At 61.9% G+C, this 24,854-nt stretch carries 22 protein-coding genes and 1 tRNA gene; 10 read left to right on the top strand and 13 right to left on the bottom strand.

Annotated features, from left to right (window positions below; all coding sequences use genetic code 11):
- Nucleotides 1–3,057, top strand: coding sequence for an efflux RND transporter permease subunit (locus DSM104635_RS03205; protein WP_158764816.1), 3,057 nt, complete (start codon nucleotides 1–3; stop codon nucleotides 3,055–3,057).
- Here the strand turns inward: DSM104635_RS03205 and DSM104635_RS03200 are convergent.
- On the bottom strand, nucleotides 3,054–4,322 hold the full coding sequence (locus tag DSM104635_RS03200; RefSeq protein WP_158764815.1) for a DUF3754 domain-containing protein: 1,269 nt from the start codon (nucleotides 4,320–4,322) through the stop codon (nucleotides 3,054–3,056). The genes DSM104635_RS03205 and DSM104635_RS03200 overlap by 4 nt on opposite strands.
- 90 nt (nucleotides 4,323–4,412) lie before the next feature.
- On the opposite strand from DSM104635_RS03200, the gene DSM104635_RS03195 reads away from it, so the two are divergent.
- Entirely contained in the window at nucleotides 4,413–5,294 is an 882-nt protein-coding gene (locus DSM104635_RS03195; RefSeq protein ID WP_158764814.1) for a C13 family peptidase, read from the top strand.
- Here DSM104635_RS03195 and DSM104635_RS03190 read toward each other — a convergent pair.
- Nucleotides 5,291–5,779, bottom strand: a complete 489-nt coding sequence (locus DSM104635_RS03190; protein WP_158767987.1) for an Lrp/AsnC family transcriptional regulator — start codon at nucleotides 5,777–5,779, stop codon at nucleotides 5,291–5,293. The genes DSM104635_RS03195 and DSM104635_RS03190 overlap by 4 nt on opposite strands.
- 163 nt (nucleotides 5,780–5,942) lie before the next feature.
- Here DSM104635_RS03190 and DSM104635_RS03185 point away from each other — a divergent pair, with 163 nt between their 5' ends.
- Nucleotides 5,943–6,104, top strand: a complete 162-nt coding sequence (locus tag DSM104635_RS03185; RefSeq protein WP_158764813.1) for a hypothetical protein — start codon at nucleotides 5,943–5,945, stop codon at nucleotides 6,102–6,104.
- 48 nt (nucleotides 6,105–6,152) lie between these two features.
- A tRNA-Met gene (locus tag DSM104635_RS03180) sits at nucleotides 6,153–6,229 on the top strand.
- Nucleotides 6,230–6,643: 414 nt separating this feature from the next.
- Here DSM104635_RS03180 and DSM104635_RS03175 read toward each other — a convergent pair.
- Entirely contained in the window at nucleotides 6,644–8,986 is a 2,343-nt protein-coding gene (locus DSM104635_RS03175; protein WP_158764812.1) for a TonB-dependent receptor, read from the bottom strand.
- Nucleotides 8,987–9,175: 189 nt separating this feature from the next.
- Between DSM104635_RS03175 and DSM104635_RS03170 the strand changes: the two genes are divergently transcribed.
- From DSM104635_RS03170 to DSM104635_RS03160, 3 genes are read left to right on the top strand one after another with little or no spacing between them, the layout of a single operon-like run.
- Nucleotides 9,176–9,784, top strand: coding sequence for a VOC family protein (locus DSM104635_RS03170; RefSeq protein ID WP_158764811.1), 609 nt, complete (start codon nucleotides 9,176–9,178; stop codon nucleotides 9,782–9,784).
- Nucleotides 9,781–10,677, top strand: coding sequence for an NAD(P)-dependent oxidoreductase (locus DSM104635_RS03165; protein ID WP_228445822.1), 897 nt, complete (start codon nucleotides 9,781–9,783; stop codon nucleotides 10,675–10,677). The genes DSM104635_RS03170 and DSM104635_RS03165 overlap by 4 nt, the downstream gene beginning before the upstream one ends.
- Complete coding sequence (locus tag DSM104635_RS03160) at nucleotides 10,674–11,366, top strand: GntR family transcriptional regulator (protein ID WP_158764810.1); 693 nt, start codon at nucleotides 10,674–10,676, stop codon at nucleotides 11,364–11,366. The genes DSM104635_RS03165 and DSM104635_RS03160 overlap by 4 nt, the downstream gene beginning before the upstream one ends.
- Nucleotides 11,367–11,369: 3 nt before the next feature.
- Here the strand turns inward: DSM104635_RS03160 and DSM104635_RS03155 are convergent, their stop codons facing one another.
- The 6 genes from DSM104635_RS03155 to paaK form a co-directional block, all read right to left on the bottom strand.
- Nucleotides 11,370–12,392 (bottom strand): zinc-binding dehydrogenase, encoded by a 1,023-nt coding sequence (locus DSM104635_RS03155; RefSeq protein WP_158764809.1) that lies wholly within the window; start codon nucleotides 12,390–12,392, stop codon nucleotides 11,370–11,372.
- A gap of 10 nt (nucleotides 12,393–12,402) precedes the next feature.
- Entirely contained in the window at nucleotides 12,403–13,278 is an 876-nt protein-coding gene (locus tag DSM104635_RS03150) for a fumarylacetoacetate hydrolase family protein (protein WP_158764808.1), read from the bottom strand.
- A complete protein-coding gene (locus tag DSM104635_RS03145; RefSeq protein WP_158764807.1) occupies nucleotides 13,275–13,712 on the bottom strand; it encodes a nuclear transport factor 2 family protein in 438 nt (145 codons plus the stop codon). Before DSM104635_RS03145 ends, DSM104635_RS03150 begins: the two co-directional genes overlap by 4 nt.
- 11 nt (nucleotides 13,713–13,723) lie before the next feature.
- Complete coding sequence (locus DSM104635_RS03140; RefSeq protein ID WP_158764806.1) at nucleotides 13,724–15,394, bottom strand: dihydroxy-acid dehydratase; 1,671 nt, start codon at nucleotides 15,392–15,394, stop codon at nucleotides 13,724–13,726.
- Nucleotides 15,391–16,731, bottom strand: coding sequence for an MFS transporter (locus DSM104635_RS03135; RefSeq protein ID WP_158764805.1), 1,341 nt, complete (start codon nucleotides 16,729–16,731; stop codon nucleotides 15,391–15,393). The genes DSM104635_RS03140 and DSM104635_RS03135 overlap by 4 nt, the downstream gene beginning before the upstream one ends.
- A 103-nt stretch (nucleotides 16,732–16,834) precedes the next feature.
- Complete coding sequence (gene paaK, locus DSM104635_RS03130; RefSeq protein WP_158764804.1) at nucleotides 16,835–18,106, bottom strand: phenylacetate--CoA ligase PaaK; 1,272 nt, start codon at nucleotides 18,104–18,106, stop codon at nucleotides 16,835–16,837.
- 117 nt (nucleotides 18,107–18,223) lie between these two features.
- Here paaK and DSM104635_RS03125 point away from each other — a divergent pair, with 117 nt between their 5' ends.
- Nucleotides 18,224–18,904, top strand: coding sequence for a TetR/AcrR family transcriptional regulator (locus DSM104635_RS03125; protein ID WP_158764803.1), 681 nt, complete (start codon nucleotides 18,224–18,226; stop codon nucleotides 18,902–18,904).
- Between the two features lie 20 nt (nucleotides 18,905–18,924).
- Here DSM104635_RS03125 and DSM104635_RS03120 read toward each other — a convergent pair whose 3' ends face one another.
- From DSM104635_RS03120 to DSM104635_RS03105, 4 genes are all read right to left on the bottom strand, one after another.
- Nucleotides 18,925–19,797 carry an alpha/beta hydrolase gene (locus tag DSM104635_RS03120; protein ID WP_158764802.1) on the bottom strand — a complete coding sequence of 291 codons (873 nt, stop codon included), beginning with the start codon at nucleotides 19,795–19,797 and terminating at the stop codon, nucleotides 18,925–18,927.
- A gap of 2 nt (nucleotides 19,798–19,799) precedes the next feature.
- The gene (locus tag DSM104635_RS03115) at nucleotides 19,800–20,747 is read right to left on the bottom strand and encodes an alpha/beta hydrolase (protein ID WP_158764801.1); all 948 of its coding nucleotides are present in this window, start codon (nucleotides 20,745–20,747) and stop codon (nucleotides 19,800–19,802) included.
- Nucleotides 20,748–20,766: 19 nt separating this feature from the next.
- Entirely contained in the window at nucleotides 20,767–22,905 is a 2,139-nt protein-coding gene (locus tag DSM104635_RS03110; RefSeq protein ID WP_158764800.1) for a TonB-dependent receptor, read from the bottom strand.
- Between the two features lie 159 nt (nucleotides 22,906–23,064).
- Complete coding sequence (locus tag DSM104635_RS03105; RefSeq protein ID WP_158764799.1) at nucleotides 23,065–23,757, bottom strand: alpha/beta hydrolase; 693 nt, start codon at nucleotides 23,755–23,757, stop codon at nucleotides 23,065–23,067.
- A gap of 148 nt (nucleotides 23,758–23,905) precedes the next feature.
- Here DSM104635_RS03105 and DSM104635_RS03100 point away from each other — a divergent pair, with 148 nt between their 5' ends.
- Nucleotides 23,906–24,373 carry a MarR family winged helix-turn-helix transcriptional regulator gene (locus tag DSM104635_RS03100; protein WP_158764798.1) on the top strand — a complete coding sequence of 156 codons (468 nt, stop codon included), beginning with the start codon at nucleotides 23,906–23,908 and terminating at the stop codon, nucleotides 24,371–24,373.
- 89 nt (nucleotides 24,374–24,462) lie between these two features.
- Complete coding sequence (locus tag DSM104635_RS03095; protein ID WP_158764797.1) at nucleotides 24,463–24,834, top strand: hypothetical protein; 372 nt, start codon at nucleotides 24,463–24,465, stop codon at nucleotides 24,832–24,834.
- The last annotated feature ends 20 nt before the right edge of the window (nucleotides 24,835–24,854 follow it).

Here is a 24,854-nt window from a genome sequence, read left to right as displayed (position 1 = left end):
ATGCAGGCGATCACGCGCTTCTTCGTCGATCGCTGGCAATTCACCGGCGTTCTGTTCCTGCTGCTGATCGCGCTGGGCGTCGGCGCGGTGATGGCGATTCCGAAATCGGAAGATCCGATCACGGAGTTTCCAGGCGTCGCCACCGCCGTCGTGTTGCCGGGCGCCGATGCCGAGCAGATGGAGCGATTGGTCGCCATTCCGCTGGAAGATGCGATCAACTCGATCGAGGACATCCGCGAGATTCGTTCATCGACCCGCGCTGGACTGGCTGTGATCTCGGTCGAGTTCGAGTGGGGCGTCGATCCGGAGGAAAAGTTCGGCGAAGTGATCCGCGAGATCAACGTCGTCCGCCCTAGCCTGCCGGATGGCATCATCGATCTACGCTCGCGGCGCTTCAATCCAGCGCAAACGAGCGTCGTGCAACTGGCGCTGACCAGCCCCGACGCGACGTTCCGACAGATGGAAGCATACGCCAAGGCGCTGCGTGATGCGATCGAACGCGCACCGGGTGTGCAACAGGCGGACGTCTGGGGCGCGCCGCCCGCGGAGGTGCGGGTCGCGGCCGATTTGGACCGGCTGGCGGCCTATCGCTTGCCACTGACCGCGGTCGCGGAGGCGTTGCAACGCGAGGGCGTCGATACGCCGATTGGCGCGGTGGAAGCCGGCGGGCGGCGTTTTAATCTGCAGGCATCCGGTTCGTTCAACAGCCTGGATGAAATCCGCGGTGTGGCGCTGCGCGCCGAGGGCGGCTCGCTGGTTACGGTCGGCGATGTCGCGGAAGTCGCGTGGGCCAACGACGAGCGCGCGCATATCACGCGCTACAACGGCGAGCGCGCGGTGTTCGTCAGCGCGCGAGCGAGGCTGGGAGAGGACATTTTCCCGGTGCTGGAAGGCGTGCGGTCGCGGATCGATGCGTTTGCGGAAACGCTGCCGGACAACATCACGCTGCATCGCGGTTTCGATCAATCCGAAACAGTGAAACATCGGCTCGGCAGCCTTGGGCGAGATTTCGCTATCGCGATTTGTCTTGTTTTGCTGACGCTGCTGCCGTTGGGATTTCGCGCTTCCATCGTGGTGATGGTCTCGATCCCGCTTTCGCTGGCGATCGGCGTGGTGGCGCTGCATGCGCTTGGCTATTCGCTGAACCAGCTGTCCATTGCCGGTTTCGTCCTGGCGCTGGGGCTGCTGGTCGATGACAGCATCGTCGTCACCGAGAATATCTCGCGGCACTTGCGTCAAGGCATGGCCCCGCGCGAGGCCGCCATCGCCGGCGTGCAGGAGATCAACGTCGCGGTGATCGGTTGTACCGCGACGCTGCTGCTTGCCTTCCTGCCGATCATGGCGCTGCCGGAGGGCGCCGGCGCGTTCGTCCGGTCATTGCCGCTCGCGGTGGTGACGACGATCACGGCGTCGCTCGTCGTTGCGCTGACCATCATCCCCTTCCTGGCGAGCCGCATGCTGCCGCGCGACTCCGTCGGCAAATCCAACCTGCTGCTAGACGGGGTGATGGGCGCTATTCACGGCATCTATCGCCCGGCGCTACATCTGGCGCTCGAGCATCCGCGCAAGACGGTGGCGATCGGGCTGGTCGGGTTTGCACTCTCGCTCGGGCTAGTGCCGAAGCTGGGTTTTTCGCTGTTTCCGGAGAACGACAGCCCATACTTCCTAGTCGACGTTTCCACGCCGCAGGGCGCCGCCGTAACGGAGACGGATCGCGCGGTGCAATTCGTTGATGGCGTGTTGGCGAGCCATCCCGAAATCGAATGGCGCTTCTCCAACACCGGCCGCGGCAATCCGCAGATCTACTACAACGAAATTCCGCCGGAGCAGATTTCGAATGTGGGGCAAGTGTATGCACGCTTCCGCGAATGGCATCGCACTGAAGGCATGCGCAAGATCGAGGAAATTCGCGCGGAACTGGAAGCGTATCCCGGCGCGCGCATCAATCTCCGGCGCTTCACCAATGGGCCGCCGATCGAGGCGCCTGTCGCGGTGCGTATCAGCGGGCCGGATCTGGCTGCGATCGGTGAAATCGCCACGGAAGTGGAGCGCATTCTGTTAGCTACACCCGGCACGCGCGAAATTACCAACCCAACGTCGGAACGGCTGATCGATCTCGATCTCAACATCAACGACGCCGAAGCGGCCCTGCGCGGCATTCCCGCAGGCAGCATCGACCAAACCTTGCGCATCGCTGTCGCCGGCGCGGCTGTGGCGGAGTTCCGCGATCCGGCGGGCGACGCCTTCCCTGTCGTGCTGCGCGCGCCGCGTGAAGATGCGATGCCGGTGACGGCGCTTGGCACGCTGTTTGTGTGGAACAACCAGGGCGCGGCGATGCCGCTTGCGGAAATCTCCGACCCGCAGATGGAAGGCGGGCCGTCGTCGATCGATCGTGTGCAACGCGAACGTACGGCGACGATCACGGCTTACACGCAGCCAGGATTCCTCATTAGCGGCGTGACGCGCGACGTGGCGGAGCGGTTGGAATCGCTGCGGCTGCCGCCAGGCTACACGGTGAGCTTCGGCGGCGAAGCAGAAGCGCAAGAGCGGAGCTTCAGCGGCCTTGGACCGGCGATCATGATTGCGATCTTCGGCGTGATGGCGGTGCTGCTGTTGGAATTCCGCACCTTCGCGGTGACAGGCGTTGTCGCCTTCGTGATTCCGTTCGGGATCATGGGCGGGTTGATCGCGCTTTGGATCGGCGGTGAGTCGCTGTCGTTCACGGCTATCATCGGCTTCATCGCGCTAATCGGCATCGAGATCAAAAACTCGATCCTCCTGGTGGAGTTTGCCAACCAGATGCGCGAGCGCGGCACACCGTTGCGCGAAGCCATCGAGCGCGCCGGCGAAGTGCGCTTCCTGCCGGTGCTGCTGACCAGCGCCACCGCGATCGGCGGCATGACGCCGCTGCTGCTGGAAGACTCGCCCCTGTTCTCCCCGATCGCAATGGTGCTGATTGGCGGTCTTGTCAGCTCGACACTAATCGCGCGGATCGTAACGCCGGCGATGTATCTGCTGTTGGCGCCGAAGGACGAGGCGGAAGAAGCGGCGGCTTAACGGCGTGCCGAGAAGTTGAACACGCTGTCCCATGCCGCGTCGAGACGCGCGAGCGCGTCTGATGGCGGCAACGCGGAATAGGCATCGCTTTCACGAGTCACTACGCCCAGGCGTTCAAGTTTGCCGAGCGCGTCCTGGATCTCGAAATCAATCTCCAGTCCGAACTGTTCGCGCAGAAACGCTTCGGCAAAATTGTCGATCTCGGCTTTGGCCAAGGGCTTTTGTGCGCGGCGAAGCATGCCGTAGGCCAGGATCGCTTCCTTCGCGTCCTGCTCTTCGCCGGCGCCGATTAGCAGGTCAAGCACGCCGGCGTTGTTGGCGAGGTTGCGAAAATAGACAGTGTCGGCGAGCTGCTTTTGGTAGCGCAAGGTCTGAGCTTCGTACTTCAGGCGCTGACGCATGACAAACGCACCAACAGCGACAAGGCCGGACACGGCGGCCAGAGCGCGCTTCAGTTCCGAATCCTCAATCACGCCCTGCGCGCCGAAATAAGCGGCGAGCACTGCGAAGATCACGGTGAGCGCAGGCCAGAGGTTCAGGAGCACAGGAATGCCCGTTGCGATCGCCGGCGCGGCGAGGAAGAACTGGTCGCGACGCAACATGCTGGGCTTGGCGCCCGGGTGCAGCGTCACCAGCTCGGCGTTCGCCACCGATCGGAAATGCTTTACCAGCGTCGCGCCCGGGCGAACGCCGCGGCGCATGCTGGCAAAGGCGCGTCGATCGGCGCGCACAATCTCGTCGTCAGACTTGAACCCGACCAGCACAACGACGTCATTCATCACTTCCGCTTCGATCACGCGCTTGCGCAATCCGAACCAGGATTTGCGAACGATCTGTTCGGGCTTAGACCCGCGCGCGAAATAGCGGATGCGGCGGATGCCCGCCATCAACGGTTTGATCGACAGGCCGGTTAGAAGCTGCGTGGTTTCGCGCGTCTGCACCGTATCGGGATCGATCTCGACGAAATTCGCACGCGTCAGCGCGCCGGTGAGTTCGCGCTCGAATATTTCAAATGCGCCAAGGCCAACATCACGGCGCGACGGCGGCGCGTCAGGATCGATCGGATCATAGAGCGCCTTCAGCGCTTCCAGGTGCGCATGCGCCTCGTGATGCGTCAGCGCGCCAAGCAAATGGAAAAGCTCGCCCATCGCCGCGCCATCGCCGGGCGGCAGGCCCGGTTCGTTGGCAATCGCTTGGCCAAGTTCGGCCTTGCGCGCCGCAATGAAGCCGTCGGATTTTCCGGCCGGCGTGGTCCCCTCAGACATGCGGCTAGTGCTAGCCTAGGCTGCGGCGCGAGGCTATGCGGGGAATGGCTTGAGAGGCGGAGTTATGCTTCGCCGCAACAGGGGGAATGGATGCGCCGAGCTTGGATTGGTGTCGCGTTGGCGTGGGCGCTCATCGCTGGGCCATCGGGCGCGCAGCAGGCTGGCCAACAACGCGATCCCTTCAACGGACAATTCGGCGCGTGGGAGATCGCGAGCCCGCCGCGCCAAGCGGCGCACCTCGCAAAGCTCATGGGCGACGCGCTCGAGGGCCTTGCGCCGCAGCGACCTGGCCAACTCGATGTGTATCTAATCACCGCATCGCTCTGGGGCGATCCCGTGTTCGAGCGTGAAGCGACGCAAGCGGAGGCAATTCTGCGCAATCACTTCGATGCTGACGGCCGCTCCATCATCCTAAGCGCCGGTGGCCAGGGCGAGCGCCGGTATCCCGCCGCTACGCCTGACAGTATCGCCGCCGCGATCGGCCAAGTCGGCGCGACGATCGATCCCAACGAGGATCTCGTTGTCGTGTTCATCACCTCGCACGGCGCGCCAGATGGGACCGCCGTGATCCGCGAAACCAATCGCCTGAACGCGGGCCTGCGGCCTGCGCATATGCGCGACATGCTTTCGCAAGCCGGCATCCGCAATCGCGTCGTTATTGTCTCGGCGTGCTTTTCGGGCGCATTCATTGCACCGCTGATGGATGAAAACACCATCGTGCTGACGGCGGCCGCGCCAAACCGCACATCGTTTGGCTGTCAGCCCTCGCGCGATTGGACGTTCTTCGGTGACGCGTATTTTAATCACGCCGTGCGCGGAGGCGCTTCATTGGTGCCCGCATTTGATGAAGCGAAAGTGCTGATCGAACGCTGGGAGCGCGAGCAGAACCTGACTCCTCCCTCCAACCCGCAGCGCCACGTCGGTTCACGCGCGGCTGACATGGTGCGTCAGGCCGAGCGCAACGCTCGCTAGCTTTCGCTTTCCGGCATAATGTCGAGCGGCGCAGCCGTCGTGCGTTTGGGCACGCGCATTACGATGCGCGACTGCACATCCGAAACGAGACCGAGTGCCAGCATCTTGTCGCGGAGGAAATCATCGTAGGCGTGCATGTCGCGCGCGACGACGCGCAACATGTAGTCGACGGCGCCAGTGACGGTGGCGCACTCAACGACTTCGGGCCAACCGGCGACGGCCACCTCGAATTTCTCCAGATTGTCGCGCGTCGGCAGCTGCAGCTTCACCGAAGCGAATACTTCGAAGCCAAGCCCGAGCTTCTCATAGTCCAGCAGCGTCACCTGCTTGGTGATGACGCCGATGCGCTTCAGCCGCTCGATCCGCCGCCAAGCCGGCGACGACGAGAGCCCTACCCGTTCGGCCACTTCGGCGATGGAGAGGGAGGCGTCTCGCTGCAGCAGATCGAGGATGCGCAGATCGACGGAGTCGAGCTCCACGGACAAAGTCACCTCCAGCACCGCCAAGACCGGTAGATTTTACCCACAATGCCGACCTGTCCCCCGCCAGGCAAGGGAGGCAACTAAATTGGCGAAAGAAATTTGCTCGGTATGGAGTCTGGAACCTTCCGGCGGTGGTTCCGTTGAGTAAGCCGGAGAAAGGCGCGCCATGTCCGACCAAACTCAAGACGACCACCACATCGAGCTGACACCCGAAGAGGCGCGCCAAGGCTTTCGCGGCGAGGACGCTCTGGCCGTCGTGGCCGTCTCGACGTTTCTCGCCGCCACCGGCCTCACGGCCTTCTTCGTCACGACAGCGCTGGGCGGTTAGGCCGGTTCTTGCGCCACGGCGGACGGGCGCGTATGTGTCCGCCCCTTCGGTGGCGTAGCTCATCTGGTTAGAGCGTGGGATTCATAACCCCAAGGTAGGTGGTTCAAGTCCACCCGCCACCACCATTTTCCCTCGTGTTATCATAAAGTTATCTGCACGCAATATTCGCCACGATTACTTGCGGGTCTAACGCGGGTCTAACAGGCCTCCAGCCAGGTGCGCTTTGCGTCGCCGTTACCCTCGTATAAACAACAGCTTACTTGCGCGGTTTGGTAGTTTATCGATGTGGGCGAACCGGTATCCAGTGCGGTTTTTATGAGAACGCCCAAGGCGTCGATGCCTTCTCGCCAACGATGACGTGTGGTGGCAGTCCCCAGCGGAGGACCACAGGTGAACAGAAACAAGCGCTTAGCGTGGCTAACCTCGAAAAGTTGGACCAGGGATTTTCAGGGCCTTCCATTCGTCGTGGCTAACCCTTGGAGCAACTCCACTAGCACGAGCCGAGAGCGCTGCCGATCCGCACTTCCAAAACGTCGTCGCTATTGCTCGCCGAGGCGCGTCGAAAGAGTGACGCCGACCGTCCGAGGATCAGATACAAGCCCAACACGCGTGGTGCGCTTGTTGAAATCTGGAATGGCGCCGCCTCCGCGATAATAGACCTCGTCAGTCAGGTTTCGCACCCAACCCGCAATTTCGTATCGCCCATCGGACGAGGTCCAGCCAACCCGCGCATTCCATACCGAATACTCGTTGGCGCGAAGATTGAGTTCGTTGTCGACGGTGTCGCCTTTGAAAGTCCCATCGAGCGCGAACGCAAGCTCCGAACCATTCGACAGCGGAAGCTCGTACTCAATGCCAACGCTCGCGGAGTACTCAGGAATGTTGGCGATGCGCTCGCCGGCGAGATCCAGAGTGAAGAACGGAGGTCCACCCATGATCGTCGGATCGAACACTTCAATCGCGTATTCCTCGTAGGTCGCATTGAGCAGCGAAACACCGGCTCGGAGCGTGAGTCCGTCTACTGGGCGAGCAATGGCCTCGATCTCAATGCCTTCGATGCTGGCGTCGGCGGCATTGTTGGTGATGACCGTGCCCGCCTGGCTGACGCCCGAAACTTGCAGGTCCTCGAATTGAATCCAGAAAGCTGCTGAGTTGAGCCGCAACCGATTGTCAAACAAGTCGAGCTTCAGCCCTACCTCGTAGTTGTCGGCGATCTCAGGATCGAACGGCACCATGTCATCGAGCGTGCCGGCCTGACCGTTGAAGCCGCCGCTCTTGAAGCCCTGCGCGTAGCTAGCGTAAGCCATGATGTCGTCGCTCGGCCGATACTCGAGCACGAAGCGCGGCGTGAATTGCTCCCAAGTTTCGCTCGCGCTCGCGTCGAACGGCCCGCCCGGCTGGAACAGCGTGAAGGGATCACCGCCCAATTCGTTCGCGACCGATGAAGCTGAAAGATCGAAATCCTTGGTCTCGCTGGTGTAACGAAGACCCGCTGTCAGCGAGAGTTGTTCGGTGAAATCGAACGTTGCTTCGCCGTAGGCCCCGTAGCTGTCGGTGGTGAGATTCTGCAGGAAGCGCGCCGTGCTGTTTTGATAGTCGGGGCTGCCGGGACCGATGAGGCCATCATCGGGATCGTCTGGCGTCAACGGATCGCACGGCTGACTTGCCGGCGTGCAGCCGAACAGGAAAATCGACTGATCGCGCGTGCCCTCTTCGTGAAACCAATAGAGACCCGCCGACCAGTGCAGGCGCCCACCCATTGAAAGCGGCCCACCATCGTCGGAAACAAAGCGCAGCTCTTGGCTCGTGGCCCACGACTCCTGCGTGGCGAAGAAATTGTTGAGGTCGGCCGGCATGCGGTCGACGTCTTCGCTGTTGTAGCTCTCCTCAGTCCGATAGCCGGACAGGAAGGAAAATGCGCCGGCTTCGACGTACCGATCGATGCTGAGACTTGTGCCCCACTGCTCGATGCCTTGACCGCCTGCGAGCCCGCTCCGGCCGCTGCGGATATCGTCTTCTTGCGTGGGGTACGGCGCCTGGAAGAAATCTTTCAGGATGAGCGGCGTGCCTGGCACATCGACGATCGTGCTTTTCAGAACTCCGTCTTGCTCGATGTTGGAATAGTCGGCGATGAAATCGATTTGCCAGTCCGTGCTGGGTGTGAAGCGCAATGACCCGCGAACGCCGCCAACGTCTTGACCATTGGCGTCTTCATCCAAGGTGAGATTGGTGTAAGCGCCGTCAGTGTGAAGTCCGAAGCCGGCAAGACGGCCGGTTAGGACATTGTCGATCAGCGGCCCACTGATGGCGGTCTCCACCTGCCGGCGGCCAAGCTCGCCAATTTCCGCGTTGATGTAGCCGCCGAACGTGTCGGTTGGCGCGCGCGTCAGAATGTTGATGACGCCGCCGACGGCGTTCTTGCCATAAAGCGTGCCCTGTGGTCCGCGCAGCACCTCAACACGATCGACGTCAAAGAGCGCCGCGTTCGCTTCGCTGGGCTGGGGCACATAAATGTCGTTGATGTTCACCGCGACGCCTGAATCCGTTGTCAGATCCTCGTTCGAACGGCCGATGCCGCGGATGATGTATTCTTCGTTGTTGATCTGCTCGGCGTAGATGTGGAGGCTGGGAGTGATCTCGGCCAAGCCTTCGACGTTGACCGTCCCCTGCTCGGCGAGCGCTTCGCCGCTGAAAGCACTGACCGCGATCGGCGTGTCCTGGATCGTGCCCTCTCGCCGATCCGCGGTAACAACGATTTCATCATTGCCCACGTCTGCTGCTTGCGGGGCGTCCTGCGCGAACGCGGCGCTGCAGAGGCTGGTGCTCAGAATGACCGAAGCGGTCGCAAACAAATACGCGCGCGGGCGCGGCGATCTATCCATGGTCATCCTCCCCAGGGCCTGGCTGCCCGTTTCCTGAGCCTCGTTCGGCTCCTCTCCGCCGCGCGTGATCCGCGCTGACGGTTAGGCCTTTTTGCATATTGTCGACCATCCAGCAAGCTCCAACTTGGCATTCGGTCGACAATATGCGATCTTCGGAGGCATTCAGGACACAGGCACAAGGAGGCAGAAGTGGCCGACGGACATCAGCGCGCGCTGTCGCTTGCCGCGCTTCACCCCGGCAAGGTGAGGCCGCACAAGCTCGCGCACTTCGTCATCCGCACGGCGAAATTCACGGAGACCCGCGATTGGTATCTGAACGTGCTCGCCGGCGAGGTTTCGTTCGAAAACGAGCAGGTCTGCTTCCTGAGCTATGACGAGGAGCATCATCGCGTCGGCATCATCAACATGCAGGACGCCACGCCGCTTGAGCCCAACGGCGCGGGCGTCGATCACGTCTCATTCACATTCGATACGTTGAGCGAATTGCTCGCGACCTATCGGCGTCTCAAGGCCGACGGGATCGAACCGTTCTGGCCGATCATCCATGGTCCAACGGTGTCGCTTTACTATCGCGATCCGACCGGCGTGAAAGTCGAGCTTCAATACGACATCTTGCGCACGCCAGCGGAGGTCAACGCCTTCTTCGCCGCCGGCAGCTACGTCGAGAACTTCATGGGGATCATTTTCGATCCGGAAGAAATGGCGACGCGCTTTGAAAGCGGCGAGCCGATCGAGAGCCTGACCAAGCGTCCCCCGCTTCCGCCAGGTCTTGGGCCTTGGGACATGCACCGGCCGTGACAGAACGCGTCAGCTTCCTTGGCCTCGGGCTCATGGGCGCGCCAATGACAGAGCGCTTGCTCGAAGTTGGTCTTAGTGTTCGAGTCTGGAACCGCAGCCGCGCCAAAGCACACGCGTTGGAAGCGAGCGGCGCCGAAATCGCGGAAACCGCCCGCGAAGCGACTACTGGCGCGGATATATGTTGCATTTGCCTGACGGACGCGAGCGCCGTGCGCGAGGTCCTGTTGGGAAGCGGCGGCGTGCAGCAGGCGCTGAAGCCTGGGGCGGTGATCATTGATTTCTCGACGATCGGCGTCGACGCCGCAGAAGCTATGGCGCGCGAACTTGGTGACGCCGGATTGCACTACATCGACGCGCCAGTCTCGGGCGGACCGGGCGCAGCACGCAAAGGCGAGCTCGCGATCATGTGGGGCGGCACGGCGGATGCGGGACAACGCGCGCAGCCCGTATTCAAAACGCTGGGACGAAGAGCGACGCACATGGGCGCGTCGGGTACAGGCCAAGCGGCCAAGCTCTGCAATCAGCTGATCGTCTCAAGTAATCTGATAGCGATCGCGGAGGCCATGAGCTTCGCGCGCGCGCTAGGGATCGATGCAAAGCTCCTCCCCGCTGCATTGGCAGGCGGCTACGCCGATTCGCTTCCGCTGCAGGTATTTGGGCCGCGCATGGCCGAAACGATCACGGAGCCGCGCATCAGTCAGGTCAACACCATGCTGAAAGACGTAGGAGAGATCGCAAAGACAGCGCACGGCTTGCCGATCAATCTGCGTCTAGCGAAGATGACGCACGCGCTTTACCAAGAAGCCGTCGAGCTTGGCTTGGGCGACGAAGATCTGAGCGTGTTGGCGCGTCTGTCGGCGGCCGACGGCGAAACGAAGAGGCAAGAGACATGAGCGCCGACACAGGCCTCAAAATCGAACCGCGCTCCTTGCAAGCAGAGGTGCTCGATCGCCTGCGCGACGAGATCATTCGCGGCGTTTGGAAACCGGGCGTGCGTCTCCAGGAGCGTACGCTCTGCGAACGCTTCGGCATTTCGCGTTCTCCCCTGCGCGAGGCCTATCAAGTGCTCGCCGCCGAAGGCCTCTTAGACCTCCTACGCAACCGCGGCGCGGTCGTCTCGACGCCCTCCTACGACGAGAGCATGGACGCCTTCACATTGCTCGCCACTCTTGAGACGCTGAGCATCGAACTGGCTTGCGCCAAAGGAACTGACGACGAACTCGATGCAATCGGCGAGATCCACCGGCGCGAAGTTGCGGCCGCGGCGAGACGCGATGAAGCCAAGGCATTTGAACTGAACAACAAACTTCACCGGGCCGTGGTCGAAGCGAGCCACAATGGGCCCGTCATGGATGCCCACCTCATCGTCTCGCGTCAGATCATCCGGGTGCAGAACGCAACTGGTTTTCTCCTGCCTGACATGCCAGCAGACGAGCATATCGGTTTCATCGAGCCGCTCTTGAAGCGGAGCAAGGCAGCAGCAGTCAAAGGGCTGCGGGCTCACCTCGCGCATGTTCGCGACAATATTGCCCGCCGCCTCGAGACATTGGTCGCAACGCCAGAGAAACGTCCAGCTGCGTGAGCCTCAGGGCGTAACGTCAATCACGATCTTGCCGCGCGCCTGCTTGGTTTCGCAGCGTTGATGCGCCTCGGCGAGGTTCTCCATCGTATAGACGCTGTCGATCACCGGGCGAATCTGACCGGCTTCGACAAGCTTGGCGATGATGGCGAGCGCCTCCCCGTTAGGCCGCATGAAACACCAATCGTAGCGGCGCCCTAAGGCCTCTTGCTCGGCCTTGCGCTGAGCGAGGAATGCATCACCGTGCTTTTGCCCCTCATCGAGGCCGTACTTGTCGATGAACTGAAAGCGCGGCGTGACGATGCTGACATAGTGCGCGCCGGCATTGGTCTTGAGCGCACCCAGGAGCTTTTCTTCAGTATCGAAGGCCGTATCGAAAGCGACATCGTATTCCTGGAGGAGGTCGGCGAAGTCGTCCTTGGTGTAATCGACAACGACATCGGCGCCCAAGCTCTTCACCAGCTCGACGTTGCGTGTGCTGCAGATGGAGGCGACATGCGCACCCCAGGCTTTCATGAGCTGGATTGCGAAGCTGCCAACGCCGCCCGCCCCGCGCGGAATGATGATGCGCTTTCCACGCGCGGTCTCCGGCGATAGGCCCACGACATCGACGAGGGCTGTCCATGCAGTTAGCGCTGCATAAGGCAAGGCCGCAGCCTCGGCGAACGTCAAGTTCGTAGGCTTGGACGCCACCCAATCTTCGTTCACGCCCGCGAGGGCGGCGGTCGCAAAGTTCGGGACTCCGGCATAGACCGCATCGCCTGGCTTGAACTTCGTAACCTTCTCGCCGACGCGATTGACGATCCCCGCAATGTCGCGACCCGGGATAAGCGGCATCCGCATCAGGCCATTGCGGAGGAAGAAGGCCGAGCCGTAGCCCGAACGCACAGCGCAATCGATCGGGTTGACCGAAGTGGCTTTCACTTCGATCAGGATATCGCTGTCGCCAAGCACGGGCTCAGGTGCATCGCGAACGATGCGCAAAACCTTATCTGCGGGTCCAAACTCCTCAAACAGGACGGCTTTCATGTGCATTCACTCAATTCGTAGGTTCGTCGATGACAGGGTTTTCGATTGCGCCGAGCCCATCGACCTCGACGCGCACTTTCTGACCGGCTTTCATAAAGCGCGGCGGATCGAACATCGCGCCAACGCCCGCGGGGCAGCCTGTCGTCAGCACATCGCCCGGTTCCAGTGTGAACACTGTCGTGAGTTCGGCGATCATCTCACCAATCGAATAGACGAAGTCGCTCGTCGATCCGTCCTGACGAAGCTCATCGTCGACCCAGGTGCGAATACGCAGATCATGTGGGTTTTCAACATCGTCGGCTGTCGTCAGCCAAGGCCCAATGGGCCCGTGCGTGTCGAATGATTTGCCCAAAGTGGAGGTGGGTGAGCGCAGCTGCCAATCGCGAACGCTGACGTCGTTGCAGATAAGGAAGCCGGCGATCACGTCGCTAGCTTTGTCCGCAGGCACGTGACGGCATTTCTTGCCGATAACGAAAGCAACCTCGCCTTCATAATCGAGCTGGCTCGAGACGCGCGGCAAATGGATTGGATCGTACGGCCCGCTGATCGAGGTGACCTGCTTGTTGAACCAAACTTGGTTGGCCGTAAGCGGAATCGGCACGCCGCGCGCGCGGATCTCTTCAACGTGCGACTTAAAGCTCAGGCCCAGCCCCAAGAACTTGCGCGGTCGCATGACCGGCGCTTCGAGGCGCACGGATTTCAGCGCCAGCCGCGGCGCGCGTTCAGCCGCCGCTGCCAACGCGTCTTGTGCTTCTGTGCCTGCTTCGAGCAGCGTCACCATGTCTTGCGGCAAGCGAGCGTCGGCCACGGAGACGTCGGCGATCTCTTCGCGCTGAACGACGCCAAGACGCGTGCGGCCGCCTTCGGTGAAAGTTGCGATTTTCATGGATGCGCCTCGCTGCTCAAGCGGCCTTCGAAAATCATCGTGAGCGCCCGGCTCTGGAACGCCCATCGCCCGTCACGTTCAACGCAGACGTCGCGAGAACTGCCGCCCATCATCAAAGGCGCAACGCCCTCCGGCGCGACAACCGTCATTGCGTTAGTGACGGCGACGATTGTTTCGCCTTCCCGCGACAGGTGGAGATTGCTCCAGAAATGCCGCGTCCTGCGTGAAGTATCCTTGGCGCGCGCCTTGAAGCGTTCTTCAATCTCGTCTCGGCTCTTCAACACGAAAGCCGGCGTCGACAAGGTCGCGTCCGGCGTGAAGAGTTCGTGCACCCGATCCGCCTGGCCATGATCGACGCGATAGGCGAACTCGGTCAGCAGCGCTTCGATCGCGCGCTGCGTCTCGACATCAACGACAGGTTCGGTCCCGCTCACCGGCATCTCCATCAGTGCGTGACCGCGCCCAACGAGGCGGGTCCGACAAGTTTTGCGTATTTCGAAAGGGCCGGCGCCAGAGCGCGCTCGCGCGCTGGCGCGCGCTGGTCGCGGCGTGCGGCGAGAATGTCGTGGCCAACCTTAAGATCGAGGCGGCGCGTCTCAGCATCAATGGCGACGATGTCGCCGTTCTGCACCAAGGCGATCGGCCCGCCCGCTTCGGCTTCTGGACCGACATGGCCAATGCACATGCCGCGCGTGGCGCCGGAGAAACGCCCATCGGTGACGAGGGCGACGTCTTCACCAGCGCCCTGGCCGTAGAGCAGCGCCGTCACGCCGAGCATTTCGCGCATGCCTGGCCCCCCGCGCGGGCCCTCATTGCGAATGATGATGACATCGCCGCGTTCATACGCGCGCGCGCGCACCGCCTCGACCGCCTCTTCTTCGCCCTCAAACACGCGCGCCGGCCCTTCATGGCGCAGGCGCTTTAATCCAGCAGTCTTGATGAGCGCGCCATCGGGCGCGAGCGATCCGGTCAGCACGGCGACACCGCCCGTCGCGGCAAAGGCGTCCTCCGCGCGGCGAACAACGACGCCGTCCGGCGCGGCGGCCGCGCTGGCGATTTCGCCGATGGTCGCCCCTGACACGGTCGGCAGATCGGTGTGGAGGAAACCGCCTTCGGCAAGCGCGCGCAGAACCGTGGGCGTGCCGCCGACTCCGTGAAGGTCTTTGGCCCAATAGCGGCCGCCGGGGCGCAAGTCGGCGATGAGCGGTGTGCGCGCGAACACTTCAGCGACGTCAAACAAGGTGAAGCTCAAGCCTGCTTCGTGCGCGATCGCCGGCAGATGCAGCGCCGCATTGGTCGAGCCGCCTGTCGCAGCAACAGTCGCGGCGGCATTCTCAAGCGATTGGCGTGTGATCAGCTCTGCTGGCAATGGCCCGCCGGTCTCGATCAAACTCGCCAGGGTTTCGCCCGCGCGGGCGGCAAGTTCGCTCCGTGAGGCGGCCACAGCCGGCGTCATAGCCGTGTGCGGAAGCGCGAGACCCAGCGCCTCAGCAACCATTGCCATGGTATTGGCGGTGAATTGTCCAGCGCATGACCCGAGCGAGCCGATGCCGACGCGTTCCAGCGCATCAAGCTCGCTCGCATCCATTTCGCCGGCATAGACTTTGCCAACGCCCTCATAGACATCGACAATCGCGACTTCCCGGCCACGCCAGACGCCTGGCAGAGCGGCGCCGCCATAAAAGAACACGGACGGAAGATTGAGGCGCGCAATCGCCATCAGCACGCCGGACAGTGTCTTGTCGCAACCGGCGAAGCCAATGAGGCCGTCATAGCCGTGCCCGCGCACGACCGCTTCGATGGAATCGGCGATGATCTCGCGCGACACCAAGGAATAGCGCATGCCGGCATGGTTCATCGCCATGCTGTCGGCGACAGTGATGGTCGAGAACGTAAACGGCGTAACGCCAGCGTGCGTAAGGCCCGCCTTGGCGCGGTCCACCTGAGGCGCAAGCGTCATCGAGCATGGCGTGACATCGGCGCCCGTGGAGACGAGCGCGCCGAACGGCTGTTCGAGCTCCTCGTCGCTCAACCCCATGGCGCGCAAGAATGCGCGATGGGGCGCTCGATCGAGCCCCTCGGTCAAAACGCGGGAATGGGTCTTGCCCTTGTTCACGCGATGCGCTCCGCGGGAGCACGCGCGCTGGCGCGCGCGGATGCAAGCGAGAGCGCAAGCACACCACACCCTGCCGCAGCCGACACTGCGCCTACTGCCATCATGAAGTGCTCAAAACTTGCGCCCTGCGCGAGCACTAGACCCGCCAAGGTCGGCCCGACGACGCCGCCAAACCGGCCAATGCCGAATGACCAGCCGATCCCAGTCGCACGCACGCGCGTCGGGTAGAAGGCGGCGACGACTGCGGTGACCGATAGCTGCGCGCCGATGGTGAAGAGCCCGGCGGCAAAGCAGACCAACAACATCGTCGTCGATGAAGTACTGGCAAATCCGATTGCGCCAACAAACAGTGCGCCGATGAAATAGGCTGTCGCCATTGCGGTGAACGGTGGAATGCGATCGCCAAGCCGCGCCAGCATCAGGTTACCAAAGATGGAGCCGATATTGAGCGCGCCTGAAGACAAGACGGCGATCTCAATCGGCAGGCCCGCTTCACGCACCAAGGTTGGGATCCAACTGACAATGCCGTAGGTGCAAAGCAGGCTGAGGAAACAGATCGTCCAAATAAGCGCCGTTCCAGCGGCGCGGCCTTCCGTGAAGAGTTGCAGTACTGATCCGCGCGGGCCGTAGTGGCGCGCCTCTTCCGCGCCCTCCAAGTCGCCGCCCCGCGCGCCTAAACGCTCACGCACACGCAGCGCGCGCGCGCGTGCTGCGTCGCCGCCGCGTTCAAGCAGAGCGAGGGATTCCGGCAGCCAAAGCGCGGTCGCCAATAACAAAAGCGCCGGCGCGATCGCGCCAATGATGAAGATCAAGCGCCAGCCGTGTTCGGCAAGAACGAGCGCACTTGTGATCGAGCCCGCAACTGCGCCCAACGGAAAGCCGCTGAACACAAGCGCCACCACAAGAGAGCGCCGGCCGCGCGGGGCATATTCGGCGGCCGTTGCGATAACGCCGGGAATGGCGCCGCCTAGGCCGATTCCGGTCAAGAAGCGCAGAAGCGACAGCTGATCGACGCCGTTGGCGAACGCGGTGGCGAACGAGCCTGCCGCCATGATCGCAAGCGAGATTAAGAGAATGGGTTTGCGCCCGATCCGGTCGCCCAGTGGACCGAAAACGAGCCCACCGACGAGCCCGCCGAACAAACCGGCGCTGAACAAGGCGCCAAGCGCTGCGTGATCGCCGCCAATTTCTTCGCGAAGCGCGGGCGCTGCGAACGACACCGCCTGGGTGTCGTAGCCGTCGATCAAAACGATGAGGAAGGTGATCGCGTAAATGAGCCACTGATAGGAGCTGGGCGCAAAACGCGGGGGTCTAGTCGGTCCGCTCGTATAGGGCATCGCGCATCTCCCCTCGAAGCGGCTCTGCGTCCGCCCATCTGGTCGACAATATGCAAAATGCCGCCAGGACGCAAGACGCCCGCTGGCACTGCCCGCAGGCCGGCTAGTTGCGGTGATCGAATACGCGCTTGGCCTTGCCTTCACTGCGGGCGAGGCTGCCTGTGGGCATAAGTTCGATTTTGGCGCTGACCCCGATCAGATCCTTGATGCGCGCGCTCAAATCGTCGGCGGCCTCGGGCGCCTCGCCTTCGACCCGCACAAGCAATTCATCGAGCGCCCTTTCGCGCGAGAGATGGAGTTCATAATGCGGCGACAGTCGCTCATCCTGGCAGATCAGCTCCTCAATTTGGGTCGGGAACACGTTGACGCCGCGAATGATCATCATGTCGTCGGTGCGTCCCGATATCCGATCCATCCGGCGCATGGTACGCGCGGTGCCGGGCAAGAGCCGGGTCAAGTCGCGCGTACGATAACGGATGATCGGCAACGCCTCTTTCGTGAGCGACGTGAAGACAAGTTCGCCGAACGACCCGTCAGGCAATGGCTCACCCGAAACCGGATCGACGATCTCTGGATAGAAATGATCCTCCCAGATCGTTGGGCCATCTTTGCTTTCAACGCATTCGGAGGCGACGCCCGGCCCCATCACTTCGGAGAGGCCGTAAATGTCGACGGCGTCGATACCAAACATGGATTCGATCTCGCGGCGCATTTCGTTGCTCCAGGGCTCCGCGCCATGAATGCCAATGCGCAAGCTGGTTTCTCTGGGATCAACACCCTGGCGGCGGAACGTTTCGCCCAGCGCTACCATGTAGGACGGCGTCACCATGATGATGTCAGGCTTCAAATCAGTGATGAACTTCGCTTGCTTTTCGGTTTGCCCGCCAGACATCGGAATGACGGTGCAGCCCAGGCGCTCGGCGCCATAATGGGCGCCAAGTCCGCCGGTAAAGAGCCCATAGCCGTACGCGACATGGACGATGTCGCCCTGCCTCCCGCCCGCGGCATAGATCGAACGCGCAACGAGGTCGGACCAGGTGGCGATATCGGCGCGTGTGTAGGCGACGACCGTCGGCGTGCCTGTGGTGCCGCTCGAGGCGTGAACGCGGACGACGTCCGTCCGCGGCGTCGCCAGCAGCCCGAATGGGTAGTTCTGCCGAAGATCGTCCTTTATAGTGAAGGGAAAACGCCGGAGGTCGCCGAGATCGCGCAGGTCTCTCGGGTGAACGCCTGCCCGCTTGAACGCTTCGCGATAAAACGGAACACGCTCATAGACGCGGGCCAACGTCTTGCGCAGGCGCGCGAGTTGCAGCGACGCAATCTTATCGCGGCTTGCAGTTTCAATGGCGTCGAAGCCTTTCACTGACTTTGCCATTTAGCGTCCTCTCGCGCGCCGGGCGGGCAATGCAGCGAATTGGGGATTTGCGCTCGCAAACTGACAAAGCGTCAATATAATCCTGTGAAACTCGCCGACGCAATCAGAGCAGGATCCTTGTCCCAAGACGAAGCCGCCGATTTTCGCACCCGCACCGGTCAGGCCCGGCGTGCACGCACGCGGTCTAAGATCCTCACCGCCGCCTTTGACCTCTTCGACGCGCGCGGCATTGAGAAAGTTACCGTCGACGACATTCGCACGGCCGCTGGTCTCGCACGCGGGTCGTTCTACAATTACTTCGCCACCTACGAAGACCTTTTGAAGGAAATGGCGCGGCTGATCGCGCGCCAGATCACCCACGAGCAATCGGTCTACTACGACGCGGTCCCCGATCTGGCCGAGCGGACCTGGAGCAATCTCCGCTACGCAATTCTGCGGGTCGCGAGCGACCGGCCGTGCGCTGAAATCCTGGTGCGCATCATTCCTCTCGTTGGGCCGATCAGCGACACGATGCGTGAGCGGGCCGACAGAGATCTCGCCCGCGCCATCGATAGCGGCGCGGTCAAGACGCCCTCTCCCGACATCGCGCTTGATTTTGGCTATGGTGTCGCCACCATGATGCTGCACCGGTCGCTGCAAGGAAATCTTAGCGCCGACGATCTTCGCGCCGCTGGTCTCATGTTCCTGCGCGCGCTGGGCGTCGAAGAAGCAAAGGCCGTTCGCATTGTCAGGAAGCCGTTGCCGGCGATGCCTGCCTTGCCATTGCGCGGCGCCATTATCAGCGCTCCGGCGCCGTGAGTGTGCCAAGCGCACGTGCATCAGCCCCGCCCACGCCAACGAGCCCAAAGCGCCTGTAATGTCAGCGGAACGACAAGAGCCATCGCCGCCTGCCCCAGAGCGGCAGGCAGATCAGCGCCGAGATAGGTTGAAACCGCAAAGGCGAAGAACGATCCAAGCACCGTGACAACCAGCGGGATTACGCTCATGCGCTTTGCCGCCAGTTTCAGCGCACGTTTGAGCGCACCGACAGCTAGCGCCACATCCGGCGCTTTAGCGCCGTTCGGCGTCTGAGATCGGTTGATCGCCGGCGAAGCCATGTGAAGTTCAAGCTCGACATCGGCGGCAAGAACGGCCGTTGCAAAGTCAAAGATTGGATTGGCATCATTCTCTCCTGTTTGCACAAAGGTCGAGGGCAACAGCGCCGGCTCCACGGTCGCAAGATCAAGACGCGGGGATCGCAGCAGCAGCAGCGTCAGCGAGCCCGCCGTTTGCGTCTGCGCAATCGCGATCGCGTCGCCGGCATCGACGCCCGTCGCGCCTAAGGCGAGGCGCGACGCATCCGCGCCGAGCTTGCGCGCGTTCGCACGCACCCAATCAAGGACGCGCCGCCCGTCATCGATAGTGTGGCCGGCGCCTGTTTGAAAAGAGACCACAAGGCAATGAGCCTCGCTCGCCAACCCGGCCAGTTCAGCATCGTCTCCGCCGAGATAGACGAGCACACCCGTCTTCCCGCGCCCGCGTGAACGATAGAGACCGATGGCGATGCTGGCGCCGTCGATGGTAAGCGTGCGGTCTTCGACACGGCGCGCGGCGTCCGCTTGATTGCGTGCGCCGCGCGTCGCGTCACGCGGTTGTCCGCGTTCACCGCCCCCAGTGTTCTCTGCTTTCATGTCTGCGACAGCCCCGTCCATGGTCACGCCGCGCGCGCCTCAGCGGCGCCCCCAATCGCGCGGGCGAGCGCCTTGCCCCGGATCGCAATCGCAGCGCGTGCGGCGGGTGCTGTCTCGACCAGATCAAAGCCATGCGGCGCGCCCGCAAAGAGATGGAGGTCAACATTGACGCCCGCATCCGTGAGGCGCCGCGCATAGGCGATCGCCTCGTCGCGTGCGGGGTCGCAATTGCCCGCGATAATGAGCGTGTCAGCCAGGCCGGCGACGTTCTCAGCGGCGAACGCCGCGGCATAGGTCAGCGCCCTACCCTCTGGCGTCGTTGCGCCAAAATAAGCGTCCCACGCCATCGGGATGTGCTTGGCTTTGAGGAACGGCGTGTCATTGAACTCTCGCGCCGAACGGTGCTGGCCTAGATTATCGACGACGGGCTGCTGCAACAGTACGAGCGAAAGGGCAAAGCCTTCGTCGCGCGCGCGTAACGCCAGACCCGCTGCGATCGACGCACCTGCACTTCCACCACCGACCGCCAGTCGAGCGACGTCGGCATTCAAGAGCGCACCATTGTTGCGCACCCAGTTCATCACTTCCCAGCCATCGTCGTGTGCAGCGGGAAAAGGAAACTCCGGCGCCAACCGATAGTCGACGGACACCACAACGCAGCGTCCGTCGCGAGCATGATTCAAGCAGACCTCATGCTCGGTCTCGAGATCGCCGACAATAAAGCCTCCGCCATGGAAGTAGACAAGAACGCCCGGCCGCTCGGCGCCGTTCGCACGATAGATGCGCACGTTGATCCTACGCGCTCCGACCTCGATCGCTTGATCGTTGAACGTGACCTCGCTTGAGCGGCGGCGCCCACGCATGCGAGCAGCTATTGCCATCATCCTTCGCGCCGTCTTCACCTTGGCCAGATCGGGATCTGGCATGCGGTGAAGACGGACAAATTCCGCGTCGAGCTTTGGGGTCACCATGTGGTTGAGCCCTCTTCCGTCAGAATCGGGTGTCGAGCGTGATCCCATAGGTCTGCGGCGCGCTCGTATTGGTCAGCGTCGAGAACGCATTGGCTTGCAGGGCGGTGGCCACTTCCTCATCGCCAAGATTAGCGCCCCAGAGCCGGACGCCCCAACGATCGTTAGCCGAGCGCCAGCCAACACCGGCATTCACTAGCGAATACGCATCCTGCTCAAAGACGTTGTCGTGCGCGCCGAACCAGCCGTCGTTATAGTAATAGTCGACATCGGCGAACCAGTTCCCTCCGCTGGTTGGAATCTCGTAGTGTGCGCCCAGATTGAGTGTGCCATTCGGCGTGAATGGCAGTTTGTTGCCGCTCGCATCGATGAGCGACACCGTGTTGCCGAAAGGCGGGATGGTGCTGGGCACGAAGGACGGCGCGCCCGGGAAATCGGTGAACTCGTGGTGGATGAGACTCAAACCTGCCGACAGTGAGAGATTGTTGGTTGCGCGCCACGAGAAGTCGAAATCGGCACCATACATTTCCGCGCCGGCCGCGTTGATAATCGTTGGCGGCGCGGTCGCGAAATTGAAGACCTGCAGATTTTGGAAGTCATAATAGTAGAAAGCGGCATTGAAGATGGCGCGACGGTCGAAGAATTGTGACTTGAAACCGACCTCGTAGGCGTCGACTTCTTCAGGCAGATAGAAGTCTGTCGGCGACGGCGAATTGATGCCACCGGATTTGTAGCCGCGATTGTAGGACGCGTAGAGCAGAATGTCGTCTGTCAGCTGGTGGTCGAGCGAGATGCGCCAAGCCCAGGCGCTGTCGTCGCGCTCGGCGGAAACAAGCGGAGAAGGCGGAAAGCCGACAAAGTTGGTTTGCGCCGAATCCTCCACGCTCTCATCCATGTAACGCGCACCCACTGTAAGATTCGTGCGGTCGGAGAGGGGCAATGTCGCTTGTCCATAGAGCGCGGCTGACTCGGCTGTGAGATCGGATTCGGTGATCGCGATGCCCGATGGATTGGGGAAGAACGCGAAGTATTGCTCGAACGGATCAAGTTGGCCGTTGAGTTTCAAATAATAGGCGCCGAGCGTCCACTGAATGTGGGCGTCCTCGTTCGATTGCAGCATCACTTCTTGAGAGAATTGCTCGTCGCGCTGCATGCCGTGGTTGAGCTCTTGGAAATGCCCGTCGGTCGCGTCCTGATCGAACACGATGAGGAAACTGTCGGTCCGGTACGCCGAAATTGACGTGAGCCGCGCCCAACCCAAGTCCTGCGCAACGGTCAGGCTGGCGCCACCGCCCTCCAACTCGGAATACGGATCGACGTTTTGCTGCATGTCGTATGGACCGCCCGCGTAGGGTGATCCGCCCATCCCGAGAAACGGCGTCGTACCGGGAATGGGATGGCCGCCAATGCTGCTGGTCTCGCGATAGAAATAGTCTGCGCTCAGCGTGATGGTGGTGGCGTCGGTTGGCGTCACTTGAAGGCGCGAGCGCAACGCATAGTCGTTGATGAGACGGTTGACGTCGTTGCCGGTGGTGAGATTTGTGCCGTACCCATCGCCCTGCGATGAATAGCGCACGGCGAGATCAGCAGCTGCGTCCGGCAAGATCCCGCCCGTAATGTAGCCGCTCAACGTCGTGGTGTCGTAATTGCCGTAAGAGGCGCTGAGCGATCCGGTCAAATCTTGCGACGGCGAACGGGTGATGACGTTGATGAGCCCGCCGGTCGCGTTGCGGCCGAACAGGGTCCCTTGCGGGCCCTTCAGCACTTCGGTGTGGTCAAGGTTGTTGAGTGAGAGCAGCGCCCCAGGCTGCGACGCGTAGTAGACGCCGTCGACATAGACTGCGACCGAGTTTTCAAGACCTGGCGCCACCGCCACCGTGCCAAGACCGCGAATGCGCGGGATGAAAAAGCCGTTGATGTTCTGGACGTGCAGACCCGGCGCGAGCTGGTTCAGCCCCGTAAGGTCGGTCGCGCCGATGGCTTCGAGCCGATCGGCGTCAACGACGCTAACGGCGATCGGAACGTCCTGGATGTTCTCGTCACGGCGTTGCGCCGTGACGACGATTTCCTCTTCGACACCAGCCTCCTGGGCGTAAGCCGACATGGCCAGCGGTGAAACGCTGAACAAAAGCGCGCCCGCGAGGGCTCCATACTTGGCCATGATCCTCCCCTTGATCCTTAGCGCTTTAACGCGCCCTTATTAACCGACGTATCGTCATTTTGACACTATGTCAATTTGATAACGCGGCACCAATCCGGGGAACGAAGATGCGCGGCGATCCGCAAAGGCTCGCCGCGCGCTCTCATGTTGGTTTGCGGCTTAAACGGCCTTTGCCGCGTCAGCGATGATTTCCGCGACCACTTTGGGCAGCGACACGTAGATGGCGTGGCTGCCGCGCTTTTCGACGACCTTGGCGCCGGCGCGCTTCGACATGAAGCGTTGCGCGTCGGGCGGGATCATGCGGTCGTCGGTGGCGACGAGATAGAAGCTGGGCTTCGAGGCCCATGCTGGCGTGGTGACTTCACCGCCGAGCGCGTCGACGCCCCACGGCACTTGGCTGTCGGCCATGAATTCCGCTTCCGCCGGTTCAACGTCCGCGGCGAAGGACGTGTGGAATTTGTCGCGATCAAGGAAGAGGAAGCCTTCGCGCGGCGGCAGAATCGGCGGCACCGGCGCGCCGGGTGGCGGGTTGGCGATCAGCTTGGCGACGGATTCGCCTTTATCGGGCGCGAACGCGGCGATGTAGACGAGGCGCGCGACGTTCGGGTGATTGCCGGCTTCGCTGATAACAACGCCGCCGTAGGAATGGCCGACGAGGATCACGGGCTTATCTTGCGCGTCGAGGATCAGCTTGGTGGCGGCGACATCGTCGGCGAGCGACGTGGTCGGGTTCTGCACGATCGAGACCTTGAAGCCTTCCTTGCGCAGCTGTTTGTAGACGCCGGCCCAACCGGAGCCGTCGACGAAGCCGCCATGAACCAGAACGACGTTGAAGTCTTGGCTGCGTGACATTTCACCATCTCCATTTGATTATCCCACGATTTAATCGCGTACGATCTAATTAGCGAGCCATTAGCCGCATGTCAATCGCTTGCGATTAAATTGTTCGCGACTTATCTACAGGAAGCGGCGCACCGGGCCGCGGTAAGGACTTAAGTCTATGACTGGTAAGGCAAAACAGCCGAAAGAGGCGTTGGCGGGCTCGCTGACCGACTTCCTGTGCTTTGCAGTCTACTCGACAAACCTAGCGTTTGGGCGGGCCTATAAGCCGTTGTTTGATGAACTCGGCATCACCTACCCGCAATACGTCACGCTGATCGCGCTCAACGAAGAGAGCGACCAGACCGTGAGCCAGCTGGGCGAGAAGCTGTTCCTAGAATCGAGCACGCTGACGCCGCTGCTGAAGCGGTTGGAAGCGGTGGGCTATGTCACGCGGACGCGCGACACCGTGGATGAACGCCAAGTGCGGATCGCGCTGACTAAGGAAGGCAAGGCGATCTTCGAGAAAGCCTTCTGCGGCCGTGAGCGCGTGATCGAAGCGACGGGGCTCGACTACGACACGTTCGTGCGGTTGCAGAGCGATCTGCTGACGCTGCGCGGCAATCTGCTGAAGGCATCGGCAAAGTAGCGCGTTCCACTACTGTCGCTGATCCTGCTGGCGACGGACGGCAGCGGTGCTATGTTGAATACGCGTTCGCCCGCTTCTCCGGGCAGTTGGTGACCGATGTGGATCATATATCTTCCGTAGACACCTTCCACGCCGAAGCCATCAATCGAGCCGCTATCGATCTTGATGCACGGCGACTTGTAATGGAGCTGAGCAGCGGAACTGAGCTTACAACACTGACCTTCGAGGCTCACTTGCTGACTAAACTCATTTCAACAGCTCTTGTGGCCGCGGGAAGACTGCAGGCAGCGAAAGCTACCCCAGCGCAAGCGATCATCCCCGAGCGCATGGGAGTTGCAGCGTATGAAAGTCAGATCATATTGAACTTCGACATTGCGGACGGCCTGCCGCTGAACTTCGTCCTCTCTCAGAACGACGCGCGCAAGCTTGCGAACAGCATACTGGCGTCTTCCGCAATCTAAGACTGCAGTTGGCGACACTC

The organism is Terricaulis silvestris (assembly GCF_009792355.1).
GTDB lineage: Bacteria > Pseudomonadota > Alphaproteobacteria > Caulobacterales > Aquidulcibacteraceae > Vitreimonas > Vitreimonas silvestris.
This window is presented reverse-complemented; position numbering and strand designations above follow the sequence as displayed.

Coding starts and splice junctions, on each gene's coding strand:
- DSM104635_RS03185 (WP_158764813.1), top strand. CDS start 5,943: ATGTCCGACCAAACTCAAGACGACCACCACATCGAGCTGACACCCGAA.
- DSM104635_RS03100 (WP_158764798.1), top strand. CDS start 23,906: ATGACTGGTAAGGCAAAACAGCCGAAAGAGGCGTTGGCGGGCTCGCTG.
- DSM104635_RS03195 (WP_158764814.1), top strand. CDS start 4,413: ATGCGCCGAGCTTGGATTGGTGTCGCGTTGGCGTGGGCGCTCATCGCT.
- DSM104635_RS03135 (WP_158764805.1), bottom strand. CDS start 16,731: ATGCCCTATACGAGCGGACCGACTAGACCCCCGCGTTTTGCGCCCAGC.
- DSM104635_RS03120 (WP_158764802.1), bottom strand. CDS start 19,797: ATGGACGGGGCTGTCGCAGACATGAAAGCAGAGAACACTGGGGGCGGT.
- DSM104635_RS03150 (WP_158764808.1), bottom strand. CDS start 13,278: ATGAAAATCGCAACTTTCACCGAAGGCGGCCGCACGCGTCTTGGCGTC.
- DSM104635_RS03115 (WP_158764801.1), bottom strand. CDS start 20,747: ATGGTGACCCCAAAGCTCGACGCGGAATTTGTCCGTCTTCACCGCATG.
- DSM104635_RS03110 (WP_158764800.1), bottom strand. CDS start 22,905: ATGGCCAAGTATGGAGCCCTCGCGGGCGCGCTTTTGTTCAGCGTTTCA.
- DSM104635_RS03105 (WP_158764799.1), bottom strand. CDS start 23,757: ATGTCACGCAGCCAAGACTTCAACGTCGTTCTGGTTCATGGCGGCTTC.
- DSM104635_RS03175 (WP_158764812.1), bottom strand. CDS start 8,986: ATGGATAGATCGCCGCGCCCGCGCGCGTATTTGTTTGCGACCGCTTCG.
- DSM104635_RS03205 (WP_158764816.1), top strand. CDS start 1: ATGCAGGCGATCACGCGCTTCTTCGTCGATCGCTGGCAATTCACCGGC.
- DSM104635_RS03160 (WP_158764810.1), top strand. CDS start 10,674: ATGAGCGCCGACACAGGCCTCAAAATCGAACCGCGCTCCTTGCAAGCA.
- paaK (WP_158764804.1), bottom strand. CDS start 18,106: ATGGCAAAGTCAGTGAAAGGCTTCGACGCCATTGAAACTGCAAGCCGC.
- DSM104635_RS03155 (WP_158764809.1), bottom strand. CDS start 12,392: ATGAAAGCCGTCCTGTTTGAGGAGTTTGGACCCGCAGATAAGGTTTTG.
- DSM104635_RS03200 (WP_158764815.1), bottom strand. CDS start 4,322: ATGTCTGAGGGGACCACGCCGGCCGGAAAATCCGACGGCTTCATTGCG.